This window comes from Bacillus sp. BC05(2025) (assembly GCF_056725905.1).
On sequence record NZ_JBWYRA010000001.1, the window covers coordinates 381,900 to 408,120 of the forward strand.

The 26,221-nt window shown below is 34.4% G+C and carries 24 protein-coding genes and 1 pseudogene; 4 read left to right on the top strand and 21 right to left on the bottom strand.

Annotated features, from left to right (window positions below):
* Positions 1-3 precede the first annotated feature (3 nt).
* The 12 genes from ACZ76X_RS02120 to ACZ76X_RS02175 form a co-directional block, all read right to left on the bottom strand.
* Complete coding sequence (locus ACZ76X_RS02120; protein ID WP_479849350.1) at positions 4-477, bottom strand: tetratricopeptide repeat protein; 474 nt, start codon at positions 475-477, stop codon at positions 4-6.
* A 137-nt stretch (positions 478-614) separates the two neighbouring features.
* Positions 615-1,304 (bottom strand): phosphopantothenoylcysteine decarboxylase domain-containing protein, encoded by a 690-nt coding sequence (locus ACZ76X_RS02125; RefSeq protein ID WP_479849351.1) that lies wholly within the window; start codon positions 1,302-1,304, stop codon positions 615-617.
* A 12-nt stretch (positions 1,305-1,316) separates the two neighbouring features.
* Positions 1,317-2,117 carry a BA2930 family N-acetyltransferase gene (aacC, locus tag ACZ76X_RS02130; RefSeq protein WP_479849853.1) on the bottom strand — a complete coding sequence of 267 codons (801 nt, stop codon included), beginning with the start codon at positions 2,115-2,117 and terminating at the stop codon, positions 1,317-1,319.
* A 214-nt stretch (positions 2,118-2,331) separates the two neighbouring features.
* Entirely contained in the window at positions 2,332-3,579 is a 1,248-nt protein-coding gene (locus ACZ76X_RS02135) for a glutathionylspermidine synthase family protein (protein WP_479849352.1), read from the bottom strand.
* 20 nt (positions 3,580-3,599) lie between these two features.
* Complete coding sequence (locus ACZ76X_RS02140; RefSeq protein WP_479849353.1) at positions 3,600-4,199, bottom strand: hypothetical protein; 600 nt, start codon at positions 4,197-4,199, stop codon at positions 3,600-3,602.
* Positions 4,200-4,311: 112 nt separating this feature from the next.
* The gene (locus ACZ76X_RS02145) at positions 4,312-4,713 is read right to left on the bottom strand and encodes a GNAT family N-acetyltransferase (RefSeq protein WP_479849354.1); all 402 of its coding nucleotides are present in this window, start codon (positions 4,711-4,713) and stop codon (positions 4,312-4,314) included.
* Between the two features lie 56 nt (positions 4,714-4,769).
* A complete protein-coding gene (locus ACZ76X_RS02150; protein ID WP_479849355.1) occupies positions 4,770-5,708 on the bottom strand; it encodes a DMT family transporter in 939 nt (312 codons plus the stop codon).
* Positions 5,709-5,779: 71 nt separating this feature from the next.
* The gene (locus ACZ76X_RS02155; protein WP_479849356.1) at positions 5,780-6,301 is read right to left on the bottom strand and encodes a DinB family protein; all 522 of its coding nucleotides are present in this window, start codon (positions 6,299-6,301) and stop codon (positions 5,780-5,782) included.
* Positions 6,302-6,316: 15 nt separating this feature from the next.
* Positions 6,317-6,817, bottom strand: coding sequence for an N-acetyltransferase family protein (locus tag ACZ76X_RS02160; RefSeq protein ID WP_479849357.1), 501 nt, complete (start codon positions 6,815-6,817; stop codon positions 6,317-6,319).
* A 34-nt stretch (positions 6,818-6,851) separates the two neighbouring features.
* Positions 6,852-7,397, bottom strand: coding sequence for a GNAT family N-acetyltransferase (locus ACZ76X_RS02165; RefSeq protein ID WP_479849358.1), 546 nt, complete (start codon positions 7,395-7,397; stop codon positions 6,852-6,854).
* A gap of 15 nt (positions 7,398-7,412) precedes the next feature.
* Positions 7,413-8,114 carry a nucleotidyltransferase domain-containing protein gene (locus ACZ76X_RS02170; protein WP_479849359.1) on the bottom strand — a complete coding sequence of 234 codons (702 nt, stop codon included), beginning with the start codon at positions 8,112-8,114 and terminating at the stop codon, positions 7,413-7,415.
* Between the two features lie 21 nt (positions 8,115-8,135).
* The gene (locus ACZ76X_RS02175) at positions 8,136-8,813 is read right to left on the bottom strand and encodes a DNA alkylation repair protein (RefSeq protein ID WP_479849360.1); all 678 of its coding nucleotides are present in this window, start codon (positions 8,811-8,813) and stop codon (positions 8,136-8,138) included.
* 382 nt (positions 8,814-9,195) lie between these two features.
* Between ACZ76X_RS02175 and ACZ76X_RS02180 the strand changes: the two genes are divergently transcribed.
* From ACZ76X_RS02180 to ACZ76X_RS02190, 3 genes and pseudogenes are all read left to right on the top strand, one after another.
* On the top strand, positions 9,196-10,023 hold the full coding sequence (locus ACZ76X_RS02180; protein WP_349303262.1) for a peptidoglycan-N-acetylglucosamine deacetylase: 828 nt from the start codon (positions 9,196-9,198) through the stop codon (positions 10,021-10,023).
* A gap of 95 nt (positions 10,024-10,118) precedes the next feature.
* Positions 10,119-10,283 (top strand): annotated as a pseudogene (locus tag ACZ76X_RS02185) (DUF3841 domain-containing protein); the annotation flags it as partial.
* 112 nt (positions 10,284-10,395) lie between these two features.
* Complete coding sequence (locus ACZ76X_RS02190; protein WP_479849361.1) at positions 10,396-11,067, top strand: TerC family protein; 672 nt, start codon at positions 10,396-10,398, stop codon at positions 11,065-11,067.
* A 59-nt stretch (positions 11,068-11,126) separates the two neighbouring features.
* Here ACZ76X_RS02190 and ltaS read toward each other — a convergent pair whose 3' ends face one another.
* Positions 11,127-13,100, bottom strand: a complete 1,974-nt coding sequence (gene ltaS, locus ACZ76X_RS02195) for a lipoteichoic acid synthase (protein WP_479849362.1) — start codon at positions 13,098-13,100, stop codon at positions 11,127-11,129.
* 531 nt (positions 13,101-13,631) lie between these two features.
* Positions 13,632-15,257, bottom strand: a complete 1,626-nt coding sequence (locus tag ACZ76X_RS02200) for an ABC-F family ATP-binding cassette domain-containing protein (protein ID WP_078418035.1) — start codon at positions 15,255-15,257, stop codon at positions 13,632-13,634.
* Between the two features lie 227 nt (positions 15,258-15,484).
* Between ACZ76X_RS02200 and ACZ76X_RS02205 the strand changes: the two genes are divergently transcribed.
* Positions 15,485-15,931 carry a stress protein gene (locus ACZ76X_RS02205; RefSeq protein ID WP_479849854.1) on the top strand — a complete coding sequence of 149 codons (447 nt, stop codon included), beginning with the start codon at positions 15,485-15,487 and terminating at the stop codon, positions 15,929-15,931.
* Positions 15,932-16,123: 192 nt separating this feature from the next.
* On the opposite strand, the gene ACZ76X_RS02210 is transcribed toward ACZ76X_RS02205, so the two are convergent.
* The 7 genes from ACZ76X_RS02210 to hisC all read right to left on the bottom strand — a co-directional run bounded on the left by ACZ76X_RS02210 (position 16,124) and on the right by hisC (position 26,215).
* Positions 16,124-16,972: a hypothetical protein gene (locus ACZ76X_RS02210; RefSeq protein ID WP_479849363.1), complete on the bottom strand. Its 849-nt coding sequence runs from the start codon at positions 16,970-16,972 to the stop codon at positions 16,124-16,126.
* 336 nt (positions 16,973-17,308) lie between these two features.
* Positions 17,309-20,425: an MMPL family transporter gene (locus tag ACZ76X_RS02215; protein ID WP_479849364.1), complete on the bottom strand. Its 3,117-nt coding sequence runs from the start codon at positions 20,423-20,425 to the stop codon at positions 17,309-17,311.
* 210 nt (positions 20,426-20,635) lie between these two features.
* Entirely contained in the window at positions 20,636-21,202 is a 567-nt protein-coding gene (locus ACZ76X_RS02220; protein WP_375810712.1) for a TetR/AcrR family transcriptional regulator, read from the bottom strand.
* Between the two features lie 218 nt (positions 21,203-21,420).
* Positions 21,421-22,581, bottom strand: coding sequence for a GNAT family N-acetyltransferase (locus tag ACZ76X_RS02225; protein ID WP_479849365.1), 1,161 nt, complete (start codon positions 22,579-22,581; stop codon positions 21,421-21,423).
* A 134-nt stretch (positions 22,582-22,715) separates the two neighbouring features.
* A complete protein-coding gene (gene aroA, locus ACZ76X_RS02230; protein ID WP_479849366.1) occupies positions 22,716-24,005 on the bottom strand; it encodes a 3-phosphoshikimate 1-carboxyvinyltransferase in 1,290 nt (429 codons plus the stop codon).
* Positions 24,006-24,021: 16 nt separating this feature from the next.
* Positions 24,022-25,122: a prephenate dehydrogenase gene (gene tyrA, locus ACZ76X_RS02235; protein WP_479849367.1), complete on the bottom strand. Its 1,101-nt coding sequence runs from the start codon at positions 25,120-25,122 to the stop codon at positions 24,022-24,024.
* Positions 25,115-26,215: a histidinol-phosphate transaminase gene (gene hisC / locus ACZ76X_RS02240; protein WP_479849368.1), complete on the bottom strand. Its 1,101-nt coding sequence runs from the start codon at positions 26,213-26,215 to the stop codon at positions 25,115-25,117. Before hisC ends, tyrA begins: the two co-directional genes overlap by 8 nt.
* Positions 26,216-26,221: the final 6 nt, after the last annotated feature.

The window sequence follows — 26,221 nt, forward strand, 5'->3', positions numbered from 1 at the left end:
CTCTTATTTAAAAACCTCATCTAAATGGTCTTTATAAAATGAAATGGCACGCTCAAACTCTTTTACTTCCTCTACTTTTATGACTGTTTCAAGTAATAATTTCATTGCGGATTCATGATCGTTTACATTATATTTTGCTAATGATAAAAATATTTTTATCACGTCATTATCCGGGAACTGCTGCAAACCTGTTTCTAAAACAGTAATCGCTTTGTCATACTCACCTATACAACGATATGTACTGCCAAGACCAATATACGCTCCGCAAAGTGAGTCACCATCAAGACCGTTTGCAATTGCCTGTTCATAATACGGCACAGCCTCCGTTTCAAGTCCCATTACATCATGTATCCAAGCGCATTGAAAAAGCACTTCTGCATCTCGCGTAAAGTTTGTTAATCCGATAAGTATCTCTTTGGACTGCGCATATTTCTTTTCATTTCTTAGTTTAATAGCTTGCTTTAATAAATGTTCCATAGAATCCACTCCTCACTAATTATGTTATGTATCCATCTTAAATGGTTAACGTTTGTGCAAAAGTAAAATTCTCATAAATTAAAGTTTCGCTTCTTTCTATATACTATGCGGATTTACTCTTATCCAAATACTTAAAATTATAAAGTGGGAACACGATTACATAGTACTTCTAACCTTTTGACAATTTCTTTCGCTGTTTCATCTTTCCCATTACACGACTTCTCTTTACCGTCTTGTCCAATTACGTAGTGCATTGCTCCTCGCGAATATAAAGAATGTGGTGAATTTGCGATCATTACACTCGCCTTAGCTTCTTTCATTCTATTTTTCGCTCTTTCAAACAGTTCTTCTTCATTCACATCACTTTCAAGTTTAAATCCAACGAGTACCGTTTCTGGATCCCACTCTTTTATTTGTTTTAATACTTTCGGAGCCTTTTGAAAATGAATAATTGGTGCTATATCACTAGAAATTTTTCCATTCATATTAAGAACATTACCACCTTGATCACAAATTTTGTCTACAACCCAATCTGATCCAGCCGCTGCCATAATAACTGCATCGACCTTTTCGTGCGTAATTATACTCTTCATTTTATCTTGTAAATCAACAATGCCTTCAAATGGATGTAATTCCAATTGATTATTTATATCGTTCGGTTTCTCCGCAAAATAACCGTGTAAATATATAACATGTGCCCCTTTATTTATAAGCTCTTCGGCGATTATTCTTCCTATTGTTCCTTTTGCCATATTCGTATGACCACGCACTTGATCCCATTTTTCTAAACAACCACCACTTGTAATTAATACCTTTTTCCCCTTCATAGTAACCATCCCTTACTTATTTTTCTTACGAAACCATTCTGTTCCAAAGTCAACTATATCACGTTGTTTCATAAGACGACACTTTGCGTTTCCTATTTTCCCATTTGTTACAGTTGCCTTTTGTTCAAACGCTACACCAATTTCTACAAACTTATCAGAATCGTAATCCATATCAACAAACTCTTTCCAAACTCTTTCACCATTTTCTATAATAGGCGCTCCTACTTTTATTAACTCACATGCACCAGAACGTACTTCAGATAAATGTACAGACGTATTTGAGTCATATCCAACACCAATTAATAATATGTATCCATCTAAATCATATATTTTTCTTAATGGAGACTCTTCTCCTAAACTCATTGATAGTGACTGATTCATCGTTATTTCTTCTGCATGTTTTCCCCATGCAGCAAAACTTCCTAATGGATGATTGCTACGGACTACATTCGGATATGTACGAAAACATTCAACTACCTTCCCCATTGCCCTTGTTGGTGTTATATGCGGCTCAAATGCTGGTACGTTTTCCCGAATAATTTGCCACCATTCTTCAGGTACAGGTGGTCTTGACCAATGTTTTGGATCAGATAAATCTGAAGATTGCGTTGGCATAATAATGGTTCCCTCTTCTGTAACCACTTTCATTAATGCCTCTACTACCGCAACTGCTCCGCCTGCTACCCACCCAATAGAACTTAGCGAAGAATGTACAATAACCGTCATTCCTTTTTCTAACCCTAATTTTCTTAAATCATTTGTAATTGTTTTAATTGTATTTGGCAATGGCGTACTTGCCACTATGTCATTCATTTTCACGATTGTTCCCCCATTTTGTTTTAAACTACTACATACATATATTATCATATTTTTCTTAATTTTTAACTTAATCGTTTTTATCAACACATTAAAATAGTAATATATTGGTTTTATATAACGAAAAGAACACTTTAGGCGTTACACCAAAACAATAAAAACAAGCTGTAAACGAAAGAACCCATCAAAAATGATGAGCTCTTTGTATCCTTTATCCTTCAATTGTAACCCCTGTAAACATCGATAAGTTTCCCGTTATTTTCTCACCTACTCGTAAAAATAACCCTGCGGCTCTCCCGCTAATGCAGTGTGAACCAATTAATAATTTACCAGTATACGGACCATCCCATGTATCAATTGTATAGTCAGGCATTTCTATGTATTGCTGATATATTTTCCGCTGTTCAAAGTAATACGTTGTTTTATCTTCTGCTAAAAGCTCATCATTTTCGTATATAGATACCCCTCCGCCTTCACGACCGTATAAAGGTTTAGAAACATATGATTCATTTTTTTCTATAAACGGTTTATTTGTAAAATAAGTTGGTAGGAAGTATTTCTGTATAATTCCTCGCTCTTCTTCCTCAAAGAATACTCCCTCTTCGTAAAGTTGCCAAATGAATGCGAGTACACTTTTATTTTGCATAAGAAAAGCAGCTGGCGGATTTATGATTTTCACTCTTCCTTGCGCTATATGATCTAAAAACTGGAGTCCAATTCTTTTCCCATTTTTATCGGTATCTGAAACTAAATATTCAATTGGATATAGTCTATATAAATAATGGATTCGTTCACCATTTGGCGTATATATACCATCATCTGCAACGACAATATCTTGTATACCTATATAATCCGTTGATTGGTCTAAACAATAGCTTCTTAAAAATTGAACTGTTTGATGGTCTTCATCATGCCAATCATAACTAGTAAAATATATCGTCTCGATAGGACTTATATTATAATCATGTTTAATTTGTTCCCACGCCTGCACAATATGCTCTTCTATATGGTTCGGATGGTTCACTTCATGATAACGGCACAACACTTCATTTGCGACAGATGGCTCTAAATAACCTGTTGGTGTATCACAATTTACTTCTATTAATTTTATATCTTCATCATTTACGATAAAATCAAACCTCGTAAAATATGAAAACAAACCAGTATGTTTCATTCTCGCAATTTCCCACGTTTCAGCTGGAAATCCTAGTGTTTGAAAATCTTCTGTCGTATTGACAATATATTGATACGTTCTATATAACACATACATAATTTCTTCTGTCGCTTTTGAAATAGCAGTATAAGTCTTTACCGGCATACGATACATACCTGTTGCCATATATTGATTCCACTCTTCTTTTTCTAATAGACTCGGCCACGTAAATCCATTCCGACCAGCCTCTTCCGCAAGTGAAAACCATACTTTCATATATTCTTTCTGCTCTTGTTCTGTATACATGATCCTATTATCCTTTCGTATTATGATCCGGCTGGCGCTTTTGCATTCCCAATTCCACTGGAACCAGAATTCACTTTCGGCGTTTGAGTCGTAGATGATTTCGGCGTATTTGTATCTGGCGTCACTTTATTTGAGGAATTTGGCTGTTGTTTATTTAAATCCACTTTATTAGAAGAATTATTGTTGTTACTGTTAGTTCCGCCGTAGTATCCTCCTCCACCGCTGCCACCAGTTCTACCTTGGTCTTTTTCACGATATGGAATAATATTATTTGCATACGGTTTCTTCATTATATTTGGTTTTGCTGTATAATTCATATTTGAAGTTCTGCTTGCTAATAAATATCCTGCTACGAATGGAAGTATCGGTAAATGTGAATTTTCATGATACGATGAAAATGACGGATTCATTTCTTTACATAACTCATCATTTTCTACATTTTCATTTGTAGGCGTTTTATCATTACAATTTAAAGTTTCTTGTTTTCCACCATCAGTTTTAACAGCAGTACTTTCTTGTTGAGCAGTATCTTCTTCATAATCGCCACATCCAGTTAATAAAAAAGATGATACCCCTATTGAAGTAGCAATTTTTATAAATTTACTTTTATCCATTCTCATGTGTTATACACCTAATTTCTTTTATCTATATTTTTCCAGATACCTTTATTATATAATGTAAATCTTACTTTTTTCAAACTATACCTTAAATGCACATTTGCATATTTTTATACTATTTCTCCATGTAACAATGAAACCTTTCAATTCCTGGATATTTTTCTCCTAAACTTTTAACTTGAAAACCAATTTTTTTATAAAATTCTACTGCCTCATCGTCTGTCTCAGCCTCGAGATACGTCAATTGATGCATTCTTACTACTTCCTTTATCATTTGCAACGCAATTCCTTTATAACGATATTGCGGGACGACTGCTATGTGGCATATTCTCGCTTTATTTGTTCCAATTATTTCAATACCTATGCAAGCCTTTTCTTCAAATCTATGCAAAGTGCCTTTATTCCTTTCATAAAATAAAACTGCTTTCTCTAAGCTAGTTTCACTTGGCCCAACTGCATACTGTAGTACATGTAAAATTAAATCATTTTCAATTTGTTCAACACGCTGTAAATTCATACTTCCATCCCTTTCTATGAAAAAAGACTAGCTCTTTATAAAAAGAGCTAATCTCATTACGCCGTTATTTTTTCTTCTTTTTTCATAACGACCGCTACATAACTGTGTAGTATCATTCCGCCAATAACAAGGCTCATACCAATCCAAGATAAAGATGACGGAATTGGCGCGGATAGCAAGATAAGCTCTCCTGCTAGCGCAAATAAAACTTCACCAGACTGAGTCGCTTCCACTGTTGCTAGTTTTTGTGGATCATCTTTTACAAGATCTGTCGCAAAGAAGAATAATACTGTCGCGATTAAACCAGAACTAACTGCTACAATAAAACATTGGAAAACTTGGCTACTTGACGGTAGCCCGCCTGTTGATACTTCATAACCAGATAGTAAAAACCAAAATGGTAAACTTGCTAACGTCATACCGAGAACTCGTTGGAATACATCTAATTCCCCTTTACAAACTTGCATCATTTTCCGATTTCCAAGAGGATACGCAAAAGCTGCAATAAGTACAGGAACTACACATAAAACGGTTTCACGAATTCCTAATGAAGAAGCATGTTCTACTTGCATGAGTATAACACCACTTAAAATAATGCCCGACATAACTAATTCCTTCATTGGAAGTTTTTTATGTAATGGATCTACTGCAAAAAATGGTGTTAACAAAATTCCTGCGATGATTGTAATTTGCCATGTTGATGCAACGAGCCAACCAGGTCCAAAAGCTCCGGCAAAACTAAGTGGTGCATAGAAGAGACCAAATCCAACGATACTCCACACTAACCATTCTTTCGGGTGATTTTTCATATGTTGAAAGAGTTGCTTTAAGTTACCTCTATACATGACAATAAGCAAAAGCATTGGCACCATAAAGTAGTACCGCAATGATGCACTCCAAATCCAGCTCCCACCTTCTAAATCCATCGCACGGTTTAAAACGAAGGTAAAGGCAAAGAAAAATGATGCCAATATTCCTACTGCAATAGCTTTCATTATAAAACCCCTTGTTTAGTTTCTTCTTAAATACTATACAATAAAATGAATATAATTAAAATTCTCAATCTTTAATTTAGACATAAACTAGCTCTATATAGTTTTCTCAATCGACTAATATGAGCTTGATGGTACCGATTATGGTCAGCTATATGCCATATCCCCCATCTTATAGTCGCATTTTCTCCCTTTTCGTAAAAAATTTCTCGTGTTAAATCATATTCTGTTAGTTTCATGCATTCCTCATAAAACATATGATGCACCGCTTCATAATCTTGCATTAATTGTTGTAACGTCTGTTTTTTTAAACTTGGCAGTTCTCCTACTTCATTTAACATAGGTCCGTATTTATTTTCAAGCACGAGTGGAACTGCTTCTCCTTTTAAGCGATACACCCAATGTAAATCAACAACTGCTAAATGTTGAAGTAGTTGCCCGATGTTATTTTCATTATTTTCTGATCCTTTGAAAGACAATTCCTTCTCATCAATACCTTCTACTAACTTTTGCAATCGTTTATATGTATCCGTAACCGTCGCATACAAAATTGCCACTTGCGGGTTCATATTTTTTTCTAAATGGAGATCTTTCATACTAAACTCCCTCTCTTAAAAGAACAACACCATATATTCATCATCACTATATACACCGTTCATTTTTAAAGCTCTTTTTTCAATTCCATACGTTTGAAAACCCATTGATTCATACAACTTTTTTGCTGGCTCGTTTGTGGACACAACACCTAATGTCAATTGTTCCAAGTTCATTTCTCTTGCTCTTTCAATTGCCTTACGTATTAACTCACGTGCAAGGCCACTTCTTCGATTGCTTGCATCTACATACATCGCAACGATATGACCTTTATGTTTATACGCCTCTTTCTCTTCTGTTAGTAAAGTAACCACTCCAACTAATTGATTCTTTTCATTAAAAGCACCGAATGTACAGCTAGTAGTAGCTGTTAAATTATTTTCCACTCGCTTAATAGGATTTTCTTGACGAATCGCCTCTTCATAAGTTGTTACAAATGCCTCTGGATTTACTTGTAATGCTTGTAAACGTAGCTCCCAATATTGTTTCGCATCCTCTTTCGTAAGTAATCGAATCATACTATTCCAGCTCCTTTAAATTAACATAATATTTTTATAAACTACTATTTATAAATTTGTATTCTTCTCTTAACATACTATAACGATAACGATGAATGAACTTCCCTTGACGTAATCGATCATTTCTCATTAATCCTTCACAAACAAAACCAGCCTTTTCATAACTCTTTCTAGCTTGAAAATTATCTTCATCTACACGTAGCCAAACTTTTTCTAATTCAAATTCAAAGAATGCTTCATGTAACATACTATATAGGGCTGCTATTCCATACCCTTTACCCCAGTAATCTCTATTACCAATCGCGATTCCCAGTTCTGCATTTTTATTTGTTTTATCAAAGTTTTTAAGATCTACCCATCCAATATGTATGCCGTTCTCTTCAGTGATAGCTCTTTGTTCATAACCATTTTTTCGATTTATACATGCTTCAATCCATTTTTTCGTATCTTCACGAGTGAACGGTGGATATTGATCTGGTACAACTAAATGTTTTGTTACTTTTCTGTCTAATGACCATTGATATCGATCTTCTACATCATTTATTGTCAGTTCTCTTAATTGAACAAATGGTATATTCATTGTGCTATCCCCTTCTTATTTTCCTATAGAAAACCCTTCAAATATTCTTCCTCCATACTGTTCTAGCGTTTTTTCTACAAAAGTAATTAAGTTTCCTTTCTCTCCCGTTGTATAAAAATAATCGAACGCTGCTACAAATTGATCTGCATATTGTTCATCATATCTTCTAAGTACCCTTATAAACCATTTTGAACTTCCAAGCCATTTTCCATTTACTCTTAATACATATTCATGCAATAAATCAGCTAATAAATTCGCGATAAACAACTCTTCTTCTCTTTTGGATGCACCAATAAAATCATCCAAAGTATCTGTAATAAAATACCGCTTCTGCTTCATCATTTCTTCAGTCCATTTAGCTGGTCCTGTATTTAGTAAATCATTCGCTTCTCTTTTTAATTTCTCAACAATTTCATTTTCCCCTTTTAATACAATTCCCTCTGCAACTAATTGTGGCAACGAAGGTCTTCCGCGATCACAATCCATTTTAAAAAAGGTTTTTATCGTTTCATAATTATGTACAAACACCTCAACAGGCCATCCATTACTATAGAAAGATTCTCTATAACAAAAGGACAAACTACGATCTATTATTACAATATCTAGGTCAGATGTTTTTGTCGCCTCTCCTCGTGCAACGCTTCCTCCTAGTAAAGCTACATCACAATTCGGAAATTGTGATGTAATTATGCTTTGTGCTGCTTCCATTGATTTCATAACTGTTCCCCTTTTCTTATTTCACTTTCTTTTTTCAGCTCTTTCTCTCGCTTTTTTTATATACGATTCTGCGTCTGGTGTTTTGCATGACGTTGTCCCGTGATCAACCTGTACTTTTCCAATTTCACGTGCAATTTCAATCGCTTTTCGCTCTAAGTCTTCATTTCGAATTCCTATCGCAATTAAAGCACTATTCATTGCTTCTCTTTTTCTATTTTTTTCATTATGTATATTTTCTTTAATCTCTTCTAGATAAGGAGAGAAGAAATCATCCTGTAACGTTTTATTTTTAATCGCTATATTTGCTAATAAAGACCAGCCTGCCCTTCCAACCCATTCATCATCAGACTTTGTCCATTCTTCCATTCTTTCTCTCGCGATTGGCGACGTACAAATAGCCGTCATTAAAACGTCCATTAAACAATAATAATTAACTTCCTGTACCCATTTATTTAACTGTTCTGTCGTAACTTTTTTCGGATCTAATATCATTGTTGCTAAAGTCATTGCATCCATATTTTTTGTTTCCCATAATAAAATTGCTAGATCATGATCTTTTTTTATCTTCTTTTTTAACAATTTTAAATTGGCAAAACTAACTCCGAATAGTGGCTCTTTCGCTCCGTGATTTTTATACGTTTTACGATTTTGTTCTGTTCCATATTCCTCTAGTTGCTGCATTACTTCGTCAAGTAACATATGCCCACCTCTTTATCTTTTCTGTTGACTTCATATATGTATGTACGATATATTCTACATTACTTTTTGGTTTTCCTATATTTATTTTTAAAATACGGTATGTGAAATTTTTATAGATGCACTTTAAAGAAACAGATACTATCTTCACTAGCATATTCTATAAATAATCCCCACTAACATGCCCATTTGGTTTACTATATATACGAACATATTACATGCATTTTCATTCAATTCTTCTTCCATTTTAGTAAACCTACAAAACAATGAAATCTTGCATACTTTTGGAAAAACTTTTTTACGCTTGTAAAAAAGTTTTTTTGCAATTACCTCCCTATAATTGCTAATATAGTAGTGTAGAACTTTTATAGAGAGAAGGAAAATTATGCACAATGGAATTCGAATGACAACTTTAGTGAAAAGGGCTATGCTGGTTTGCGCGGGGGTATTATTTACATACGAAGCGGCTTTAGGATCAGCACATACTGCTCTCGCAAGTACAGAGGATGAAGCAAAATCTGTTCAACTTGTAAGTGAAATTCAATCATCTCTTGCACCGAAAGAAGCTCCAAAACAATATAATGGGCAAGTTAGAAAAGTAGCTTACTTAACATTTGATGATGGTCCTGGAAAATACACAGCTGAGCTTTTAGATATGTTAAAGAAAGAAAATGCAAAAGCAACATTCTTCCTAATTGGTTCAAACGTAAAAGCATTCCCGGATCTTGTAAAACGTGAAGATGCTGAAGGCCACTACGTTGGGATGCACAGTATGACTCATAACTACAAGAAACTTTACACAGAAGGTCATTACGTAGATGAAATGAAGGAAGACCAAGGCTTAATTGCTGGCGTTCTAGGTAAATCACCAGTATTAACTCGTCCATCTTACGGCTCAATGCCAGGATTAAACGAAGCTCTTCGCAACAAAGTTGTCGAAAATGGCTTAAAAGTTTGGGATTGGACAATTGATTCTTTAGACTGGAGATATAACAAAATGCCTGTTGACGCTGCATCAGCTAAAATTGTAGAAAATGTTCTAAACGGTGCTAACAAACCGACAGAAGTTATTCTTATGCACGACATTCATCCACAATCCGTTAAAGCAGTACCTGGAATTATTAAAGGGCTGAAAGAAAAAGGATATGAATTAGAAAGTTATAGTGAGAACGAACACTTCCCATTAAACTTCTGGCACGATAATCGTATGTAATAAAAAAGACTCTATTTCCTCTAGTAGGTTATTGAGTCTTTTTTATCGTTTTGGGCAGTACTTCTCAGAAATTCAATTCCCCCTGCTTCCTTCGTAAAAACTTAAGACGTTTTCGTGCTAAGGAAGATAAATCTATTAATGAAATCAGTAGTGATAACTGGGATAATAGAAAAGAAAACCGTATTAAAAAGATGAATCGAAAATTAAGAAAAAGAAACGAAAAGCAAAAAAGATTGCAAAAGCGCCTTTTACAAAATTAAAAGATGTATATCAAAATACAGTAAGAAATTATGGATTGAATATGCAAATTCAATCCTATTTTTTATATTATCAACACTTTAGCACATATTACTCTTAAGGAGTGATGTGTATATGGATTTTCTTTCAGCCGAATATTTATCCGCCTTACTTGCCATCATTGTAATTGATTTAGTGTTAGCTGGTGATAATGCCATTGTAATTGGATTAGCAGCAAGGCGATTACCGAAAGATCAACAAAAGAAAGTTATTATATGGGGAACTATCGGAGCGATCGCAATTAGAGCTCTCGCTACCTTAGTTGTCGTTTGGTTATTAAAAATACCAGGGCTACTTCTAATTGGTGGTGTACTCCTTATATGGATCGCTTACAAATTAATAGCTGAAGGCAAAGATCATGATATTAAGGCAGAAGAAGGATTTTGGTCTGCTATTAAAACCATTATTATCGCTGATGCATTAATGGGTATTGATAATGTTCTCGCTGTTGCAGGAGCTGCGCATGGCAATTTTTCTTTAGTCATCATCGGACTATTAGTATCTATTCCAGTAGTAGTTTGGGGCAGTACATTAATTTTAAAATGGGTGGACCGGTTCCCTATCATCATTACGATTGGAGCAGCTGTTTTAGCTTATACTGCTGCGAAAATGATTGTAGATGAGAAATGGTTCGCAGGATTTTTCGAAAGTAACCCTTTCATAAAATGGACATTTATCATTATTATCATCGCCGGTGTAGTTTTCTTCGGAAAGGCAAAACAAAAAACGACAAATGGTTCCATGTAATAATGATGTTATATTTACAAACAAAAGGCGCTATTCATTTGAATAGCGCCTTTTGTTATTTATTTGGCTTCCCCTTCCGGAGTCGTCTTTACCTTCGTTTTATTTTTATCACGATTGTTATAGTTATACTTTGAACGATCTACTGGAGTGAAGCCTTCTGGTGTGTAGAATCGTAATAAGTCACCATTTACGACTTGGTCGGAATATTTTAATGAACTTTGAACCATTTGTTCATTTTGTTTTATTTCATCTGTAAATTCAACTGGTTTTCCAGTCTTTGTATCATAGTATTTGCCGTTTAGTGCAGTAACTGTTGGGCTTACGTAGTTACCGTTACGGAACGCAACGACTTGTTTATGATCTGGTGATAGTAAATCTGAGCCAAATTGAATATAATTTTTCGTATCTGTACCTAGTAAGTGTAATAATGTTGGAAGAACATCAATTTCACCGCCGTATTGATGTTGCACGCCACCTTTCACACCTGGTACACGAACGATTAAAGGTACACGCTGTAATTGCGCATTTTCAAATGAGTTCATTTCTTTACCCATTACTTTTGACATTGCTGCGTTATGATTATCTGAAATACCGTAATGGTCTCCGTACATAACAATAATTGAATTATCGTATAAACCAGATTGTTTCAAGTAATCGATGAAACCTTTTACAGATTCATCTAAATAACGTGCCGTTTGGAAATACGTATCTACAGATGAGTCACCTGTGTTTGCTGGTTCAATTGTCGCTTCCGCTTTATCAATTGGATAAGGGAAGTGGTTAGATAACGTAATGAACTTCGTATAGAACGGTTGTTTCAATGTTTGTAATAACGGAATGGATTCATTAAAGAACGGCTTATCTTTTAATCCATAGTTTACTACATCTTTTTCGTTCATATCATAGTATGACGCATCAAAGAATTTATTAAAACCAAATGATTTATAAATGTCGTCACGATTCCAGAATGTTTTATAGTTACCGTGGAACACAGCTGATGTGTATCCTTGCTGCCCTAAAATAGCTGGTGCTGATTGATACGTATTATGAGATTTCGTTGTAAAGACAGATCCTTGTGGTAAACCAAACATTGAATTCTCTAACATAAACTCCGCATCAGATGTTTTCCCTTGTCCTGTTTGATGGAAGAAGTTATCAAAGTAAAGCGTATTCGCATCTTTTGTGAATGAGTTTAAGAACGGCGTAACTTCTTGACCATTTAATTTATAATCGATTAAGAAGTTTTGGAATGACTCTAAATGAATATAAATTACGTTCATTCCCTTTCCTTTACCGAAATACTCAGGATTTGGACTTGCATAAGTTGATGTTAAATAGTTTCTCACTTCAGTCATGTTATCTCCATCAGCTAATGCTCTTTCCGTTGATGCTTTCGCACTTTGAATCCCATCATAAATTGTATAGTTATATGCTCCTAAATATTTCACAATATAATTACGATCGAATGTTCTTGTTAATAATTCAGGACGGTCAGATTCTGCAAGACCTAAGTTAACACTGAATAATAAAATACCTGCTACAAATACTAGTGATACTTTATGTTTCGCAACACGAATTGGTTTTGGATTTGTAAACTTCGTTGCAACTAAAACAATTAAAATGATTGTATCTAAGAAATATAGCGGATCATAAAGATGTAGCAACGCAAGAATACTACCACCTAAATCTCCAAAGTTATTCGTTTGTGTTAATGTCGGGAACGTAATAAAGTCACTGAAAAAACGATAGTATACTACGTTTGCGTATAAAAGAATCGACAATAACAAATTAATGATAATTAACCAAATATAAGATCGTTTCCCTTTTGCAAATAATGCCAGTCCTAGAAATAGAACTGCCGAGCTAAGTGGGTTAAAAAATAGCAAGAATTTTTGGATTGTGTTTGAAATACCTAAATTAAATTCCGTTACATACGCTGCATATGTTTTGAGCCAGAATAAAATAACGGCAAACAGAAAGAATCCAAAATGATTACTTAACATACTTTTGCTCTTTAATAAGAACTGTTTCATCTCTCCACCTCTTTTGATTATCCAAGGCTTATTTTGATATAAGTCTGTCTCTCTATTCAATTTTTCTTCTTCAAATAGATTATTTTTATTTAACTATATGAAGAATATTAGTAATTATAATTTGAAGCTACTATTTATTCAACCATTTCTTTCAAGACATTTTGACCTTGGTTTCTATTTAACAAAATAATTTTGTAACATTTCCTGTTTTCTCCCAAGATTCATCCACTAATTATGACATCACATACTATAAACCTTTATTCACTACTTCGCAAATAATTATATCTCCAGTTCTGGAACATTAATGTAATATAATGAAATTCACTATAGTTTGCATTTAGTTTTTTGGATGTATATTAAACCTCTTCATGTATTTCAACTTCATTCAAACCACAGCCATTCCTCTACATGCATCTTCTAAATTTATTTTCTTCTCCAAAGTTATTTTTGAATAATTATTCACATTTCATAAAATCAATGATTATAAAAAAACCTCGCTCTCATAACGAGAGCGAGGTTTTTCATCATTTATTATTGACCTTTGTACATTGCATCTACTTGTTTTTGAAGTTCTTCATTTTCTAAGAACTCATCGTAAGTAGCCTCTTTATCGATTACACCGTTTGGCGTTACTTCGATAATGCGGTTTGCAATTGTTTGTACGAACTGATGGTCATGAGATGTGAATAAAATTGTACCTTTAAATGCAATTAAACCGTTGTTTAATGCAGTGATAGACTCAAGGTCTAAGTGGTTCGTTGGATCGTCAAGTGTAATTACGTTTGCACCACTTAACATCATTTTAGATAACATACAACGAACTTTTTCGCCTCCTGATAATACAGAAACGTTCTTCTTAACTTCTTCACCTGAGAATAACATACGGCCTAAGAAACCACGTAAGAAGCTTTCTGACTCATCTTGTGGAGAGAATTGACGTAACCAATCAACTAGGTTGTAGTCACTGTTCTCAAAGTATTTAGAGTTATCTCTTGGGAAATACGATTGAGATGTTGTAACGCCCCATTTGAATGAACCACTATCTGGCTCCATTTCGCCCATAAGGATTTTAAATAATGTTGTCATTGCAATATCGTTACGACCGATAAATGCAACTTTATCACCTTTATTTAAAGTGAAGTACACATTATCTAACACTTTTTCGCCATCAATTGTTTTAGAAAGACCTTCAACAGTTAATAAGTCATTTCCTACTTCACGTTCTGGTGTGAAGCCAACGAATGGGTAACGACGAGATGATGGCTTAATATCATCTAATGTAATTTTATCTAATAATTTTTTACGAGAAGTCGCTTGCTTCGCTTTAGATGCGTTTGAGCTAAAACGTGCAATGAAGTTTTGTAACTCTTTTACTTTCTCTTCTTTTTTCTTATTTGCATCTTGTGTTAATTTTAAAGCTAATTGGCTTGACTCATACCAGAAGTCATAGTTACCAACATAAAGTTGAATTTTACCGAAATCAAGATCAGCCATGTGCGTACAAACTTTATTTAAGAAGTGACGGTCATGGGATACAACGATTACTGTATTTTCAAAGTTCATTAAGAAGTTTTCTAACCATTGGATCGCTTTTAAGTCCAAGTGGTTGGTAGGCTCATCTAGTAATAGAATGTCAGGCTTACCGAATAAAGCTTGAGCAAGTAATACTTTTACTTTCTCTGCCCCAGTTAATTCAGACAATTTCTTATCATGAAGATCTTCACCAATACCTAAACCTTTTAGTAAGATTGCAGCTTCTGACTCAGCTTCCCAACCGTTAAGCTCAGCGAACTCCCCTTCAAGTTCAGCAGCACGCATACCATCTTCATCACTAAAGTCTTCTTTCATATAAATGGCATTTTTCTCTTGCATTACTTTATAAAGTTGCGTGTGGCCCATAATAACTGTTTCTAATACTGGGAACTCTTCATATTCGAAGTGGTTCTGTTTTAATACTGCTAGACGCTCACCTGGCGTAATATGTATGTCACCTGTTGATGGTTCAATTTCTCCAGATAAAATCTTTAGAAATGTCGATTTACCAGCACCGTTCGCTCCGATTAAACCGTAGCAGTTACCTGGCGTAAATTTTATGTTAACATCTTCAAATAATTTGCGATCCGCGAAACGCAAACTAACGTTACTTACTGTAATCATTTGTGTCCTCCTACTAATACCGCTTATTTCAGCGTTTTCTCACCGATTGTCTTAAAAAATCGCATATTACGACTCAATTATTGTAGACTATAGCTATTATATAGTAGAAGATGGATGAATAGCAACGGTTGATTGCTATTCCTTTCTTTCCAAACTCGAATAAAATCTTTGTTTTTAATTATATTAAAGTTACATAAACACTTTAAGGAGGATTTATTTTGAGGAAAATATTTATCATTGGAGCATTATGTTTATCTCTTACTTCCTTAACTGCATGTAGTAATAACAATACGAAAACACCAACTGAATCAAAACAAGAGAAAAAAGAAACAAAAATAACTGTCGATTCAATTATCACTGAATTTAAAAATGCTGGTCTCCAAGCAGAAAATCCAACCGATCTTCCGCAAAAAGAATTTGGCAACCTTCGAAAAGAAGGAAAACGCATTGTCGTACCTGCTCTTGGTGAAGATAAAGGCGGTCGTTTATTCGAAATTACAAAGAAAGAAGACCTAGAAAAAGTTAAGAAATATTACGATGAATTAGGCAACTCTGCTCCTATGTTATTCTCTCATACACATGCAAAAGGCAATTTTCTTTTACAAATGAATGGTGATATGAAAGATGAAGAATTTGCAAAATATAAAGATGTGATGGATGAATTTATAAAATAAAGAAAATCACCTTTTAAAAGAACGGGTTCAGTTTAAGGAGAGAAAAATGGTAATAACCATTAGAAATAACACAATAATTTGTATGCATTTCGCACCCCGTTTCGTATTATAAATAACAAACTAAAACGCTCAGAAAATATTCTGAGCGTTTTTATTTCCTTCTTCAACTAAAGCACCGGTTAGTGAAAAAAGCTATTTCACCATTTGTATTGTTAACTTATCTTTTAACATTGATCTATATGAGTCAATTTCATATTTTGTATTATTGATTTTTTCTTTTTTCATTTTTAACATATCGAATATTTCTAACTCTAAATTCCTTCTAGCTTCAAGAACCTTTATCGCTCCTTCTACACCTGTATGGTTATGTTTTTTCCCATAGCCTTGGTTAGTGTAATAGTCGACAATTCCTGTTGACCATTCTGGATTTCTTTCTTTTAATGCCTTCCTAAATGAAAATTCAAGATCATCTTGTTCTACATAGAATAACATTGGATTTAAATTCTCTATGATTTTTGCAACTTTCATTACATAATTTATTATTTTTTCTTTTTGTTCACCGTATTTAATCATCCCAATCGTTAATGGATTTTGTATGAAACAACATTCAAAGATATAAACCTTATTGTCTTCTCGAGCAATTTCAGCAAAGTCTTTCCATTTGTCAGCAATTAATTCAACATTTTTATCGAATGGTAATTCGTATATATCGTTTTTTAAAATACCATTAAATAATTCGTCTGAAAACTGGTCACCAAACTCATTTTTTATCTTTCTGTATGGTAATAAATAATTGCTTCCTTTTTTTAGAATTCTTTTAAGAAGCACTTCTTTAAAATCTCCACTGTTAGATAATAATCTATCGAATTCAAATTTATTAAAACAAGATACGCCATCATAGTCGGCTGGGTGATTCAAATTCCCCTCTAAAAATAGTTCGACTTCAATTTTATTTTCGCTTAGAATTTCATTTATTAGCTTTGCAGTGGTCGATTTTCCAAATCCAGGTAAACCCTCTACTATTATTAGTTTTGTATTCATAGTTATAAATCCCTTCCTTCAAAGTATTTCACCAAGATTAAAAAAATTACTTACTCCACTGCAATCACTCCTTTAAAATATGATATTCACCATTTCCTTTGAAAAATCCTTCTTAAAGTAACCTGACCGTTAGTTTAAGAACATTTTTTCACAAACTCTATCATTATTTTAACATAAATTTTCCATTTACCTTTTAAAAAAGATGGTCCACCATTATTTGAGTGAACTATATAAAATAGATGCTAAATCATATGTGATTTAGCATCCCTAATTTGTATGTTATTTTATATTTTATCTCCTATAACTGAACCAGTTACTTTTTAAAAGGGGATTCTTTTATTTCTTTTCACTTAATTTCTTTGCATAATTCTTCATTTTACTCGTTAATCCTATTAAAGCAGGTAACAATATTGGCATCACAATAATGGCTAATAGTAACAGTGCAACACCAACAACGGATGCTACTTGTATAAGCGTTAATACACCTGAAGGGATTAATGCAGCAAATGTACCACCTAAAATAAGTGCCGCTGATAATACGACCCCTCCAATATGACGAGAAGCAGTTACAATTTTCTTCGCTGGGTCCCCTTCTAACTCATTGTATCTCATCATTACGAAAATACTATAATCCACCCCTAAAGCGACAATCATTATAAAACTAAAGAATGGAACATTCCAGCTTAATGAATCTACATGTAATACATGCGTACTAATTTGTTCACTTATACTTAGTGATGCAAAGTACGCTAATAGTAACGATCCAATAATAAAGATTGTATTTAATACTGAACGTGTAATCACAATTAATACAATCCCAATACCAATTAACATAATCGTAGCTGTACGTAAGAAGTCTTGACCTGTAACTTCTTTTAAATCAACATTTCTAGCTGTCGTACCTCCGATTGCTTTTTTTGCTGATTTTAATTCTGTACCATTTAACGTACCGTCTATCGTTTTATTAATTTCTTCAATGATTGGCATCGCTTCTTTTGAATACGGATTTACGTCTAAAACGATTGTCATTTTAGCAGTCTTTCTATCTTGTGACATGTACGTATTCAATGCTTTTTGGAAATCTTCACCCTCTAAAACTTCTTTTGGAATATAAAATTTCTCAGAGCTTTTTGATTCATTCAGTTCTCCTAAATATTTCTGAGCATCTCCTAGGCCGTTACTTACCTTTTCAAGCCCTTCTGTACTTTTAGATAACCCTAATTGTAATTGCCCCATCTGTTCTTGCAAGTCTTTCAGTCCGGTTAATAGCTGACCTTGCCCATCATTTATTTTCGTTAATCCAGTTTGTAACTCAGTTGACTTGTTTGCAATTTGTTTTGAACCTGAAGCACCTTCATTTAATCCATTTTTAAGATCAGCTGCTCCTTTTTGTAACTTAGTAACTCCATTGTTCATTTCTTTTAAGCCGTTATCCACTTTCAATAACGATTGATTTGCTTCTCTAAATGAGCCCATCGCCGCTTTATGCTGCGTTGCTAATTGATTTAATTCATTTGAAAGCACACCTAATTGCTTTTGAGCCTCTTTAGCAATTCCTATCGTCTGCAGTATGTTCGGATCATTTGCTAATTCTGGTTTCGTTTGAATGAAATTGGTCATTAACATTTCAATTTGTTCGTAACCTTTTTTCGCACCATCAATTGCTTGAGAAATACTTTTGAAGTATTGATCGTAAGAACTTAAACCTTTTTCTAACTGCGCATAACCAGCATGAAGTTGTGAAGTTGCATTAGATAAAACATTTATATTTTCATTTATTGAAGTTAATCCACTCTCAATTTGCTGCGCACCTTGTGCTCCATCATTTATGCCATTTGAAAGTTGATGTAAAGCTGTTCCTAATGCTGATACACCATTTTTCGCTTCAGTTGTTCCATCAATTAACTTTTGAACGTTTGCAAGGCTATTTGAGTCTTTACTACCCATTTTATCTTTCGCAGTAGTTAATCCATCATTAATTTCTTTTATACCACCATTGGCATCTCCTAAGCCTGTATTTAGTTCTCCCGCTTGTTTATTTATATATAGTTCTTTTATCCTTTCACCAGTTGGACGCGTCGGTGAATATACTTCTGATACACCTTTCACTTTCAAAACCTTATCAGTTAGTTCATCTAAAGTCTGAAGTGAACTCCCCTCATCTAACTTGCTATCTGATTGAATGACGAACGTACTTGGTGAAGAAAAACCAGGTGGAAAATGATCTTCTATTACGTTAATCCCCATTTTCGACTCATATTTATTATCTACTTCAAATAAATCGTTGTAATTTAATGTGTTAGAGTATTTCATTACAAAAGGAATCGATATTACAAATACAATGATTAAAGCTGCAACTGGCCTTACTACTGAGTTTTTTGCAAGAAATCCCCATAAACGACTATCCTCATGCCCTTTAAATGTTTTAACTGGATAAAACATTCCTTTTCCTAAAAGCACCATAAAAAATGGATTTAATGTAGTTAAAACGAGTAATAATACTGCGACACCAATTGCTACCGCTGAAGTAGATTGATATAGTTTAAAACTCGCTAAAGCAAGAGATGCAAAACCAATTAATACTGCTATGCCGCTATATAAAACGGTTCTCCCTGCTGATTTAAACGTTTCTTTCGTAGCCAAAAATGCATTTTCTTGTTTACTTAATTCTTCCTTGAACCTTGTATATAATAAAATGTTATAATCTGTTCCAACCCCGAACAGGACAACAACTACAAACACTTGTGTAAAGTTAGAAAACGGAAAATTAAATTGATCTACTAGATGGGCAATAATCCCCATTGAAACTAAATAGGATACACCAACTGTAAGAAGAGAAATGATTGGAACAATTGGTGAACGAAATACAATGATTAATACAACTAGAATGAAAATGATAGAAATAACTTCTGTCTTTTTCACGCCCTCTTGAGAGGATGTAAGAAAATCACCCGCTATTAAATCACTTCCAGTTAAGTATGTTTTAACACCCTTCACTTTAACTTTTTTATGAAGTGCATTTGCAACTTTTGATATTTCACTATGTTTTTTGTCTACTGAGATTTGCGTTAAAATGGTCGTATTGTCTTTAGATATCAACTGTTTTTCCAAGTCTTTATTATCTAAATGTGAAACAACTTCCTTAATTCCTAATTTCTCTTTTTCATTTTGTAAAGCGTTGATTGTTTTTATTATTTCCTTTTTTTGTTCAGTTGTTAAAGCTGCTTTACTTCCACTATTAAACACAGCTATAATTTCATACTTCTCTGTCCCGTCTTTATCCATCTCTCTTATCATTTTGTCAGCAATACTACTTTGTTCTGTATTAGGAATCGTAATGTGCCCTTTTTCTTTCACTAATTTATCCATATTAGGCATCGTTACAATCATTGTAATCGTAATAACTATCCATAAGAGCAAAGATAAACTTCTCCAATTTTTTAGCTTACTCAATTTAATCATCTCCCGTTTTAAAAGTTTCACGTTAATCACGGAATGAACGTTCATTCCTATCATTCTATTATTTTTGTATAAATTCTATTAATCTACCCTTTTCGGAATGAACGTTCATTCCTTTAGTTGCGCAGATTAATCATCTCCTGTTTTTCTTTTTATATCATTTTCGGAATGAATATTCATTCCTGTCCTTATAAAGCTATAGAATCAAATGATTCTAATAGCATTCCAAGAGCTTTCTTCCAATTCTTTTACTAACTCTTTCGAGTATTCTAATTGCCCTGTTGCAATTACTTTCGTTAATTTTTCTAACGGTTGATATACAATAATAATTAAAGCAACTGGAGGCAATGGACGAAGAAAACCTTTTGCGATTCCATCTTCAATAATATTCATAAAGAAGCCTATAAAATCGTCAAATATTTTCTTACTTTGTTCATCAAGAAAATAACTATCACAGTGAGAATTTGTAAATAAAAAAGCGTCCACATTGTTTCTCGCAAATTCAAATAAACGGTTGTACGTATGACTAAACTGTTCACGAATATTTGCTTCAACAGGAAAATCTGTTTTTATCATTTCAGAAAGCTCTAACATACTTTTTGAAAATAATGAGTTAACAAGCGCCTCTTTATTTTCAAAATAGCGGTAAATAGTACCCGCACCGACTTTTGCCTTTTCAGCAATCATTGGAATTGTCGTACCATCGTAACCACGTTCTGCAAAAAGTTTCATCGCAGCATCAAAAATATCCTCTTGTTTGTTTTTAGCCATTTTTTCCACCTCTATTTTTAGGAATGAAAATTCATTCCGTTTTTTATTATAAATTACATCGTTTAAATGTCAAGTGCATAAAAAAGTATCTTTGCGTTTTAGTGTAAGAACTTATATCAGTGATTTTCAAAATATATCGACTTACCGACAAAAGCTGACAATATAATAGGAAGCCGTCCCAATGTTTTTTGGGACAGCCCTATTTTCTATTTTAAAACTTAAAAGAAATCATAAATAAATGCTTTACGTACCGGTACTATATTCTCAAACGCTTGTATTTCCTCTTCGCTTCCGTTAATTAATTCTAGTTCATTAAGTTCTAACGGACGCTTGTAACCAAACATTATTGTAGATAGTGCGTTTATATCCAGCTCAATTCCTTTATCTATTGTTTTCTCTTTTATAATTGTTATTTCATGATTTGCAAGCCTCACTGATATGTTGTTCCACGGTGCAAATGAATCTGTAATATGTAAATTTAGTTCTTGTTGTACATTGTTCCAGTTGAATTCATATTGTTTAAAAAACTGCTCCACATCTACAATTCTGCCCATAAAATACGGTTTTATTTCTGCCTTCACACGTGGCTCTTGTAGTGTATATAATAACGGTTCGTTTTCACTTACTGTCATTTCAAGATCTTTCATCATAGAATCATGCTGGCAAATAAAGTTCCATAGACCATTTCGCGCTTCGTTATGCAGTGGAACAAATTCTTCTACTGTCATTTTGTTGTTTTCAATTTTATATAACATATAGCCAGCTGCCGTTTTATTTTCATCGTAATAAATTGCTAATGTCAAGTCATCATAAACAGCCTGTAACCACCATTTTTTATCGCGAACTAGCATACCGGAAAAACGTGCTGCAAATGTTTCATAAAGCTTCTCGACCTCTTCTGGGTGATTTTCTTTATTGAAACGTTTCACAGTTCCATTTACTTGTTTTTTCATCACTAAATCACTCTTTGTCATATGACATACAAGGAGATTCGCACAAAGTTCCCAGCCGTATTTACGGTAAAATGAAACAGCAAATGGATGTAGCATCGATACTGTATATCCGTCTTTTTTCATCGTTTGAAGTGAGTGTTGAAGTAATTCTTTTACATACCCGCTTCTTCTATACTCTGGATACGTCGCTACCCCTGCAACGCCTCCCATTTTATATCTTTCTTTACCTATGTATATATGAAACGGAATAAGATGAAGTTTTGCAGCTAAATCTTCCCCTTCCATAATACCGTATATTTCATGACTTTCTTTCATCTTTATAAGTTGTTGCTGCAATCGCTCTTCTTCAACTTTATATTGAAAAGCGTATTCTGATAAGCGTAATGCTTCTCTAAATTTATCTTCTTTTAATCGTATAACGTTCATCTATTTCTCCTCCATTCCTTATTTGAATTGTACCATAATTCCAAACATTACAGTTCGGTGAATGAAATTATATCGACTTAACGATAGGACCAATATAAAAAAGCAGATACATCTCGTATCTGCTTCTCATCACTTTATTTAGCTAACTTTTGAAGTTCTTCGAAGAAGGTAGGGTATGATACGCCTACTGCTTCTGCATCTTCAATTGTTGTTTTTCCTTCTGCGATACATCCAGCGATTGCGAGCATCATTCCGATGCGGTGATCACCGTAACTATTTACTGTATTGCCTTTTAAAGCTGATTTCCCGTAAATAATCATTCCGTCATCAGTTGCTTCTATGCGAGCTCCTAGCTTTGTTAATTCTGCTACGACTGTATCAATACGGTTCGTTTCTTTCACTTTTAATTCATGCGCATCTTTAATTACTGTAACTCCTTCTGCTTGCGTTGCTGCTAAGGCAATAACAGGAATTTCATCGATTAATCTTGGGATAATATCTCCGCCAATCTCAATTCCTTTTAATGAAGATGTTTCAATCGTAATGTTTGCAGCTGGTTCTGATGCTCCTTCGTTAATTGACTCTACAGTGAACGTAGCACCCATTTTCTCTAAAACATCGATAATACCTGTACGAGTTGGGTTCATCCCTACATTTTGTAATACTAGTTTACTATTTGGAATGATTGCACCCGCTACTAGGAAAAATGCAGCTGATGATACGTCACCTGGCACTTGAACATCTGTTGCTGCTAGCTTTTGTCCACCTGCAAGTTTTACTGTTTTTCCTTCGCGTGTTACAGTAACACCAAATGCTTCTAGCATTCTTTCCGTATGATCACGGGAGATATGTGGTTCTGTAACAGCTGTTACCCCTTCTGCACGAAGTCCAGCAAGTAAAATAGCTGACTTTACTTGTGCGCTTGCTACAGGCGAAGTGTATTCAATTGCTTTTAAATCTCCACCACGTATTGTTAGCGGTGTAAACGTTCCTTCTTCGCGGCCATCAATGTTTGCACCCATTTGTTTTAATGGATTTGTAACACGTTTCATCGGCCTTTTTGCGATAGATGCATCACCTTGTACGCAAGAGAAAAATGGTGTATTTGCCAAAATCCCTGACATTAAACGTATAGTTGTGCCAGAATTACCAACATCTAATACAGCTTTCGGTTCTTGTAATCCTTCTAATCCTTTACCAACTACAGTGACTTCATCACCGTTTTGCACGATGTCTACTCCCATTTCTTTAAAACAAGAAATCGTACTTAAACAATCTGCACCGGGTAAGAAACCTTTAATTGTTGTTTTTCCTTCTGCAATCGCGCCGAACATGACAGCGCGGTGAGAAATCGATTTATCTCCTGGAATTGTAATGTTGCCATTTAATCCATTGTTAACAGGTTGAATTGTTCTTTCCTTCACGTTTTCACCTTCTCATTTAAATTGTTTCATAAGTTTGGTATTTTTCTTCTTCAAGCACTAGTTTCGCTTGCATACGATCTTCCTCTCTTTGGAAGCTAATACGTAATACCCCAAGCAACCCTTCACGCGCTTCTAATATTTGCAAGTTCGTAATACTAATTTCCTCGCGCGCCAAAATACTCGTAATATGAGCCAATGCCCCTACTTTATCTAAAACATCGACGTATAAGTCGTGATAGGCAGGGATTGCTCCTCTTTTTCGTACTGGTAAAGAGTCACGGTATTCTTTCGCATCTGCAAAATAGTTTTGAATCTCGCCTGCATCTCCGGTCGAAACTGTATCATATAAATCTTCCATTTCAGAGATCCACTCTTTTAATAATACCATTAAATGCTCACGATTTTGTTTAACAATATCACTCCACATTTTTGGGCTACTAGATGCGATACGTGTAATATCTTTAAACCCTCCGGCAGCTAGTTGATGAATAAGTGGATTATCTCCTGCATGTTTCTCCACTTGCTTTACTAATCCAGCGGCGATAAGATGCGGAAAATGACTAACAATCCCTGTTACATAATCATGTTCTTCCGTATTTAAAACGAGAAAATGAGATCCTGTTCCTTGTAACCAGCGCTTTAGTTCTTCCACATGTTCATTTGGCACATGATTCATCGGCGTTAAAATGTAAAATGCATTTTCAAATAAATGCGCTTTTGCACTTTCAACTCCCGTTTTATGAGAACCTGCCATCGGATGTCCACCAATGAAAGAAACTTCCTTTGAAAATAAAGCTTCTGCTTCATTCATAATCGTTCCTTTTGTACTACCAACATCAGTTACAATAACATCTTCTCGTAAACGAAATGACGCTAATTTGTGTAATAACTTCTTCGTTTCTTCAACCGGAGAGGCAAAAACAATGAAATGCGCCTCTTCACATGCACGCTGTAAATCTAATGCTACTTCATCTACTACTTGTAATTCTTTTGCACGTTCTACTTGTTCTTGAAATATATCATAACCTGTTATCGTTACATCGTGCTCTTTCTTAATCGCTAATGCGAGCGAGCCTCCGATTAAACCAGTTCCAATTAAAACTACCTTTTTACGCATTTCCCTCATCTCGAAACTTTCTTTTTTTATTTTCAAAGTGTTGTTGTAACACTGAAATCACTCCTTCATTTTGCTCCCTTGTTCCGACTGTAATACGGACACCATTCGGGAACGGACGAATAATAAATCCTGCATGTGCACAAGCTTCATAAATCTCTCCAGCATTCTCAACTGGCAAGAAGATGAAATTTGTTTGTGATGGATAAAATGGAATTTCATTTTCCTTACAAAAGCTTTCATATTGTTGTAATCCCTCTGCATTTACACGAACTATTTCCTCAATAAACTCATCATCACCAAAAGCGATCGTCGCTGCTTTTTGCGCTAATGAAGATACGTTAAATGGCAAACGTACGACATTTAATTTCTCAATTAACTCTTCCTGTCCAATCGCATATCCAACGCGGAAAGAAGCTAATCCGTATGCTTTAGAAAACGTTCTAAGTACAAGAATGTTTTTATGTTTTTCTAAAAGCGATAATGTCTCTGGGAAATCTTTTGCTGTTACGTATTCATAGTACGCTTCATCAATGACAATTAACGTATTCTCACTAATACCTTCAATAAATTGATTCAATTTTCGATCATTCACATATGTGCCTGTCGGATTGTTCGGATTACAAATCCATACGATTTTCGTATTATTATTTACTGCTGATGAAATTTCGTCTAAATCGTATACACCGTTATTTAAAGGAATTTCTTTCACTTCACAACCTTCAATAATTGCATGATGACGGTACTGCGGGAATGTCGCACCAGCTGTCACGATGTTATCTCCTGCCTTGAGTACTGCACGACTTATGATTTGAATGACTTCATCTAAACCACTACCGCAAAGTACTTGTTCCATTTGTACATGTAACTTATTTGCAATTGCTTGACGGAGCGTTGTAGCACCTCCGTCAGGATATAAAGCATGTTCTAACCACGATGTTTGCAACTCATCTAAAACACGTGGTGAACAGCCGAATGGATTTTCATTCGATGCTAATTTCACAAATGAATGATCTCCGTACACTTCTTTCATTTGTTCAGGTGATTTACCTGGTTTATACGGTTGTAATGACGAGAGTTGATCTTTTACTTGCATGTTAAA

Coding starts and splice junctions, on each gene's coding strand:
- ACZ76X_RS02120 (WP_479849350.1), bottom strand. CDS start 477: ATGGAACATTTATTAAAGCAAGCTATTAAACTAAGAAATGAAAAGAAA.
- ACZ76X_RS02125 (WP_479849351.1), bottom strand. CDS start 1,304: ATGAAGGGGAAAAAGGTATTAATTACAAGTGGTGGTTGTTTAGAAAAA.
- aacC (WP_479849853.1), bottom strand. CDS start 2,117: ATGAATGACATAGTGGCAAGTACGCCATTGCCAAATACAATTAAAACA.
- ACZ76X_RS02135 (WP_479849352.1), bottom strand. CDS start 3,579: ATGTATACAGAACAAGAGCAGAAAGAATATATGAAAGTATGGTTTTCA.
- ACZ76X_RS02140 (WP_479849353.1), bottom strand. CDS start 4,199: ATGAGAATGGATAAAAGTAAATTTATAAAAATTGCTACTTCAATAGGG.
- ACZ76X_RS02145 (WP_479849354.1), bottom strand. CDS start 4,713: ATGAATTTACAGCGTGTTGAACAAATTGAAAATGATTTAATTTTACAT.
- ACZ76X_RS02150 (WP_479849355.1), bottom strand. CDS start 5,708: ATGAAAGCTATTGCAGTAGGAATATTGGCATCATTTTTCTTTGCCTTT.
- ACZ76X_RS02155 (WP_479849356.1), bottom strand. CDS start 6,301: ATGAAAGATCTCCATTTAGAAAAAAATATGAACCCGCAAGTGGCAATT.
- ACZ76X_RS02160 (WP_479849357.1), bottom strand. CDS start 6,817: ATGATTCGATTACTTACGAAAGAGGATGCGAAACAATATTGGGAGCTA.
- ACZ76X_RS02165 (WP_479849358.1), bottom strand. CDS start 7,397: ATGAATATACCATTTGTTCAATTAAGAGAACTGACAATAAATGATGTA.
- ACZ76X_RS02170 (WP_479849359.1), bottom strand. CDS start 8,114: ATGAAATCAATGGAAGCAGCACAAAGCATAATTACATCACAATTTCCG.
- ACZ76X_RS02175 (WP_479849360.1), bottom strand. CDS start 8,813: ATGTTACTTGACGAAGTAATGCAGCAACTAGAGGAATATGGAACAGAA.
- ACZ76X_RS02180 (WP_349303262.1), top strand. CDS start 9,196: ATGCACAATGGAATTCGAATGACAACTTTAGTGAAAAGGGCTATGCTG.
- ACZ76X_RS02190 (WP_479849361.1), top strand. CDS start 10,396: ATGGATTTTCTTTCAGCCGAATATTTATCCGCCTTACTTGCCATCATT.
- ltaS (WP_479849362.1), bottom strand. CDS start 13,100: ATGAAACAGTTCTTATTAAAGAGCAAAAGTATGTTAAGTAATCATTTT.
- ACZ76X_RS02200 (WP_078418035.1), bottom strand. CDS start 15,257: ATGATTACAGTAAGTAACGTTAGTTTGCGTTTCGCGGATCGCAAATTA.
- ACZ76X_RS02210 (WP_479849363.1), bottom strand. CDS start 16,972: ATGAATACAAAACTAATAATAGTAGAGGGTTTACCTGGATTTGGAAAA.
- ACZ76X_RS02220 (WP_375810712.1), bottom strand. CDS start 21,202: ATGGCTAAAAACAAACAAGAGGATATTTTTGATGCTGCGATGAAACTT.
- ACZ76X_RS02225 (WP_479849365.1), bottom strand. CDS start 22,581: ATGAACGTTATACGATTAAAAGAAGATAAATTTAGAGAAGCATTACGC.
- tyrA (WP_479849367.1), bottom strand. CDS start 25,122: ATGCGTAAAAAGGTAGTTTTAATTGGAACTGGTTTAATCGGAGGCTCG.
- hisC (WP_479849368.1), bottom strand. CDS start 26,215: ATGCAAGTAAAAGATCAACTCTCGTCATTACAACCGTATAAACCAGGT.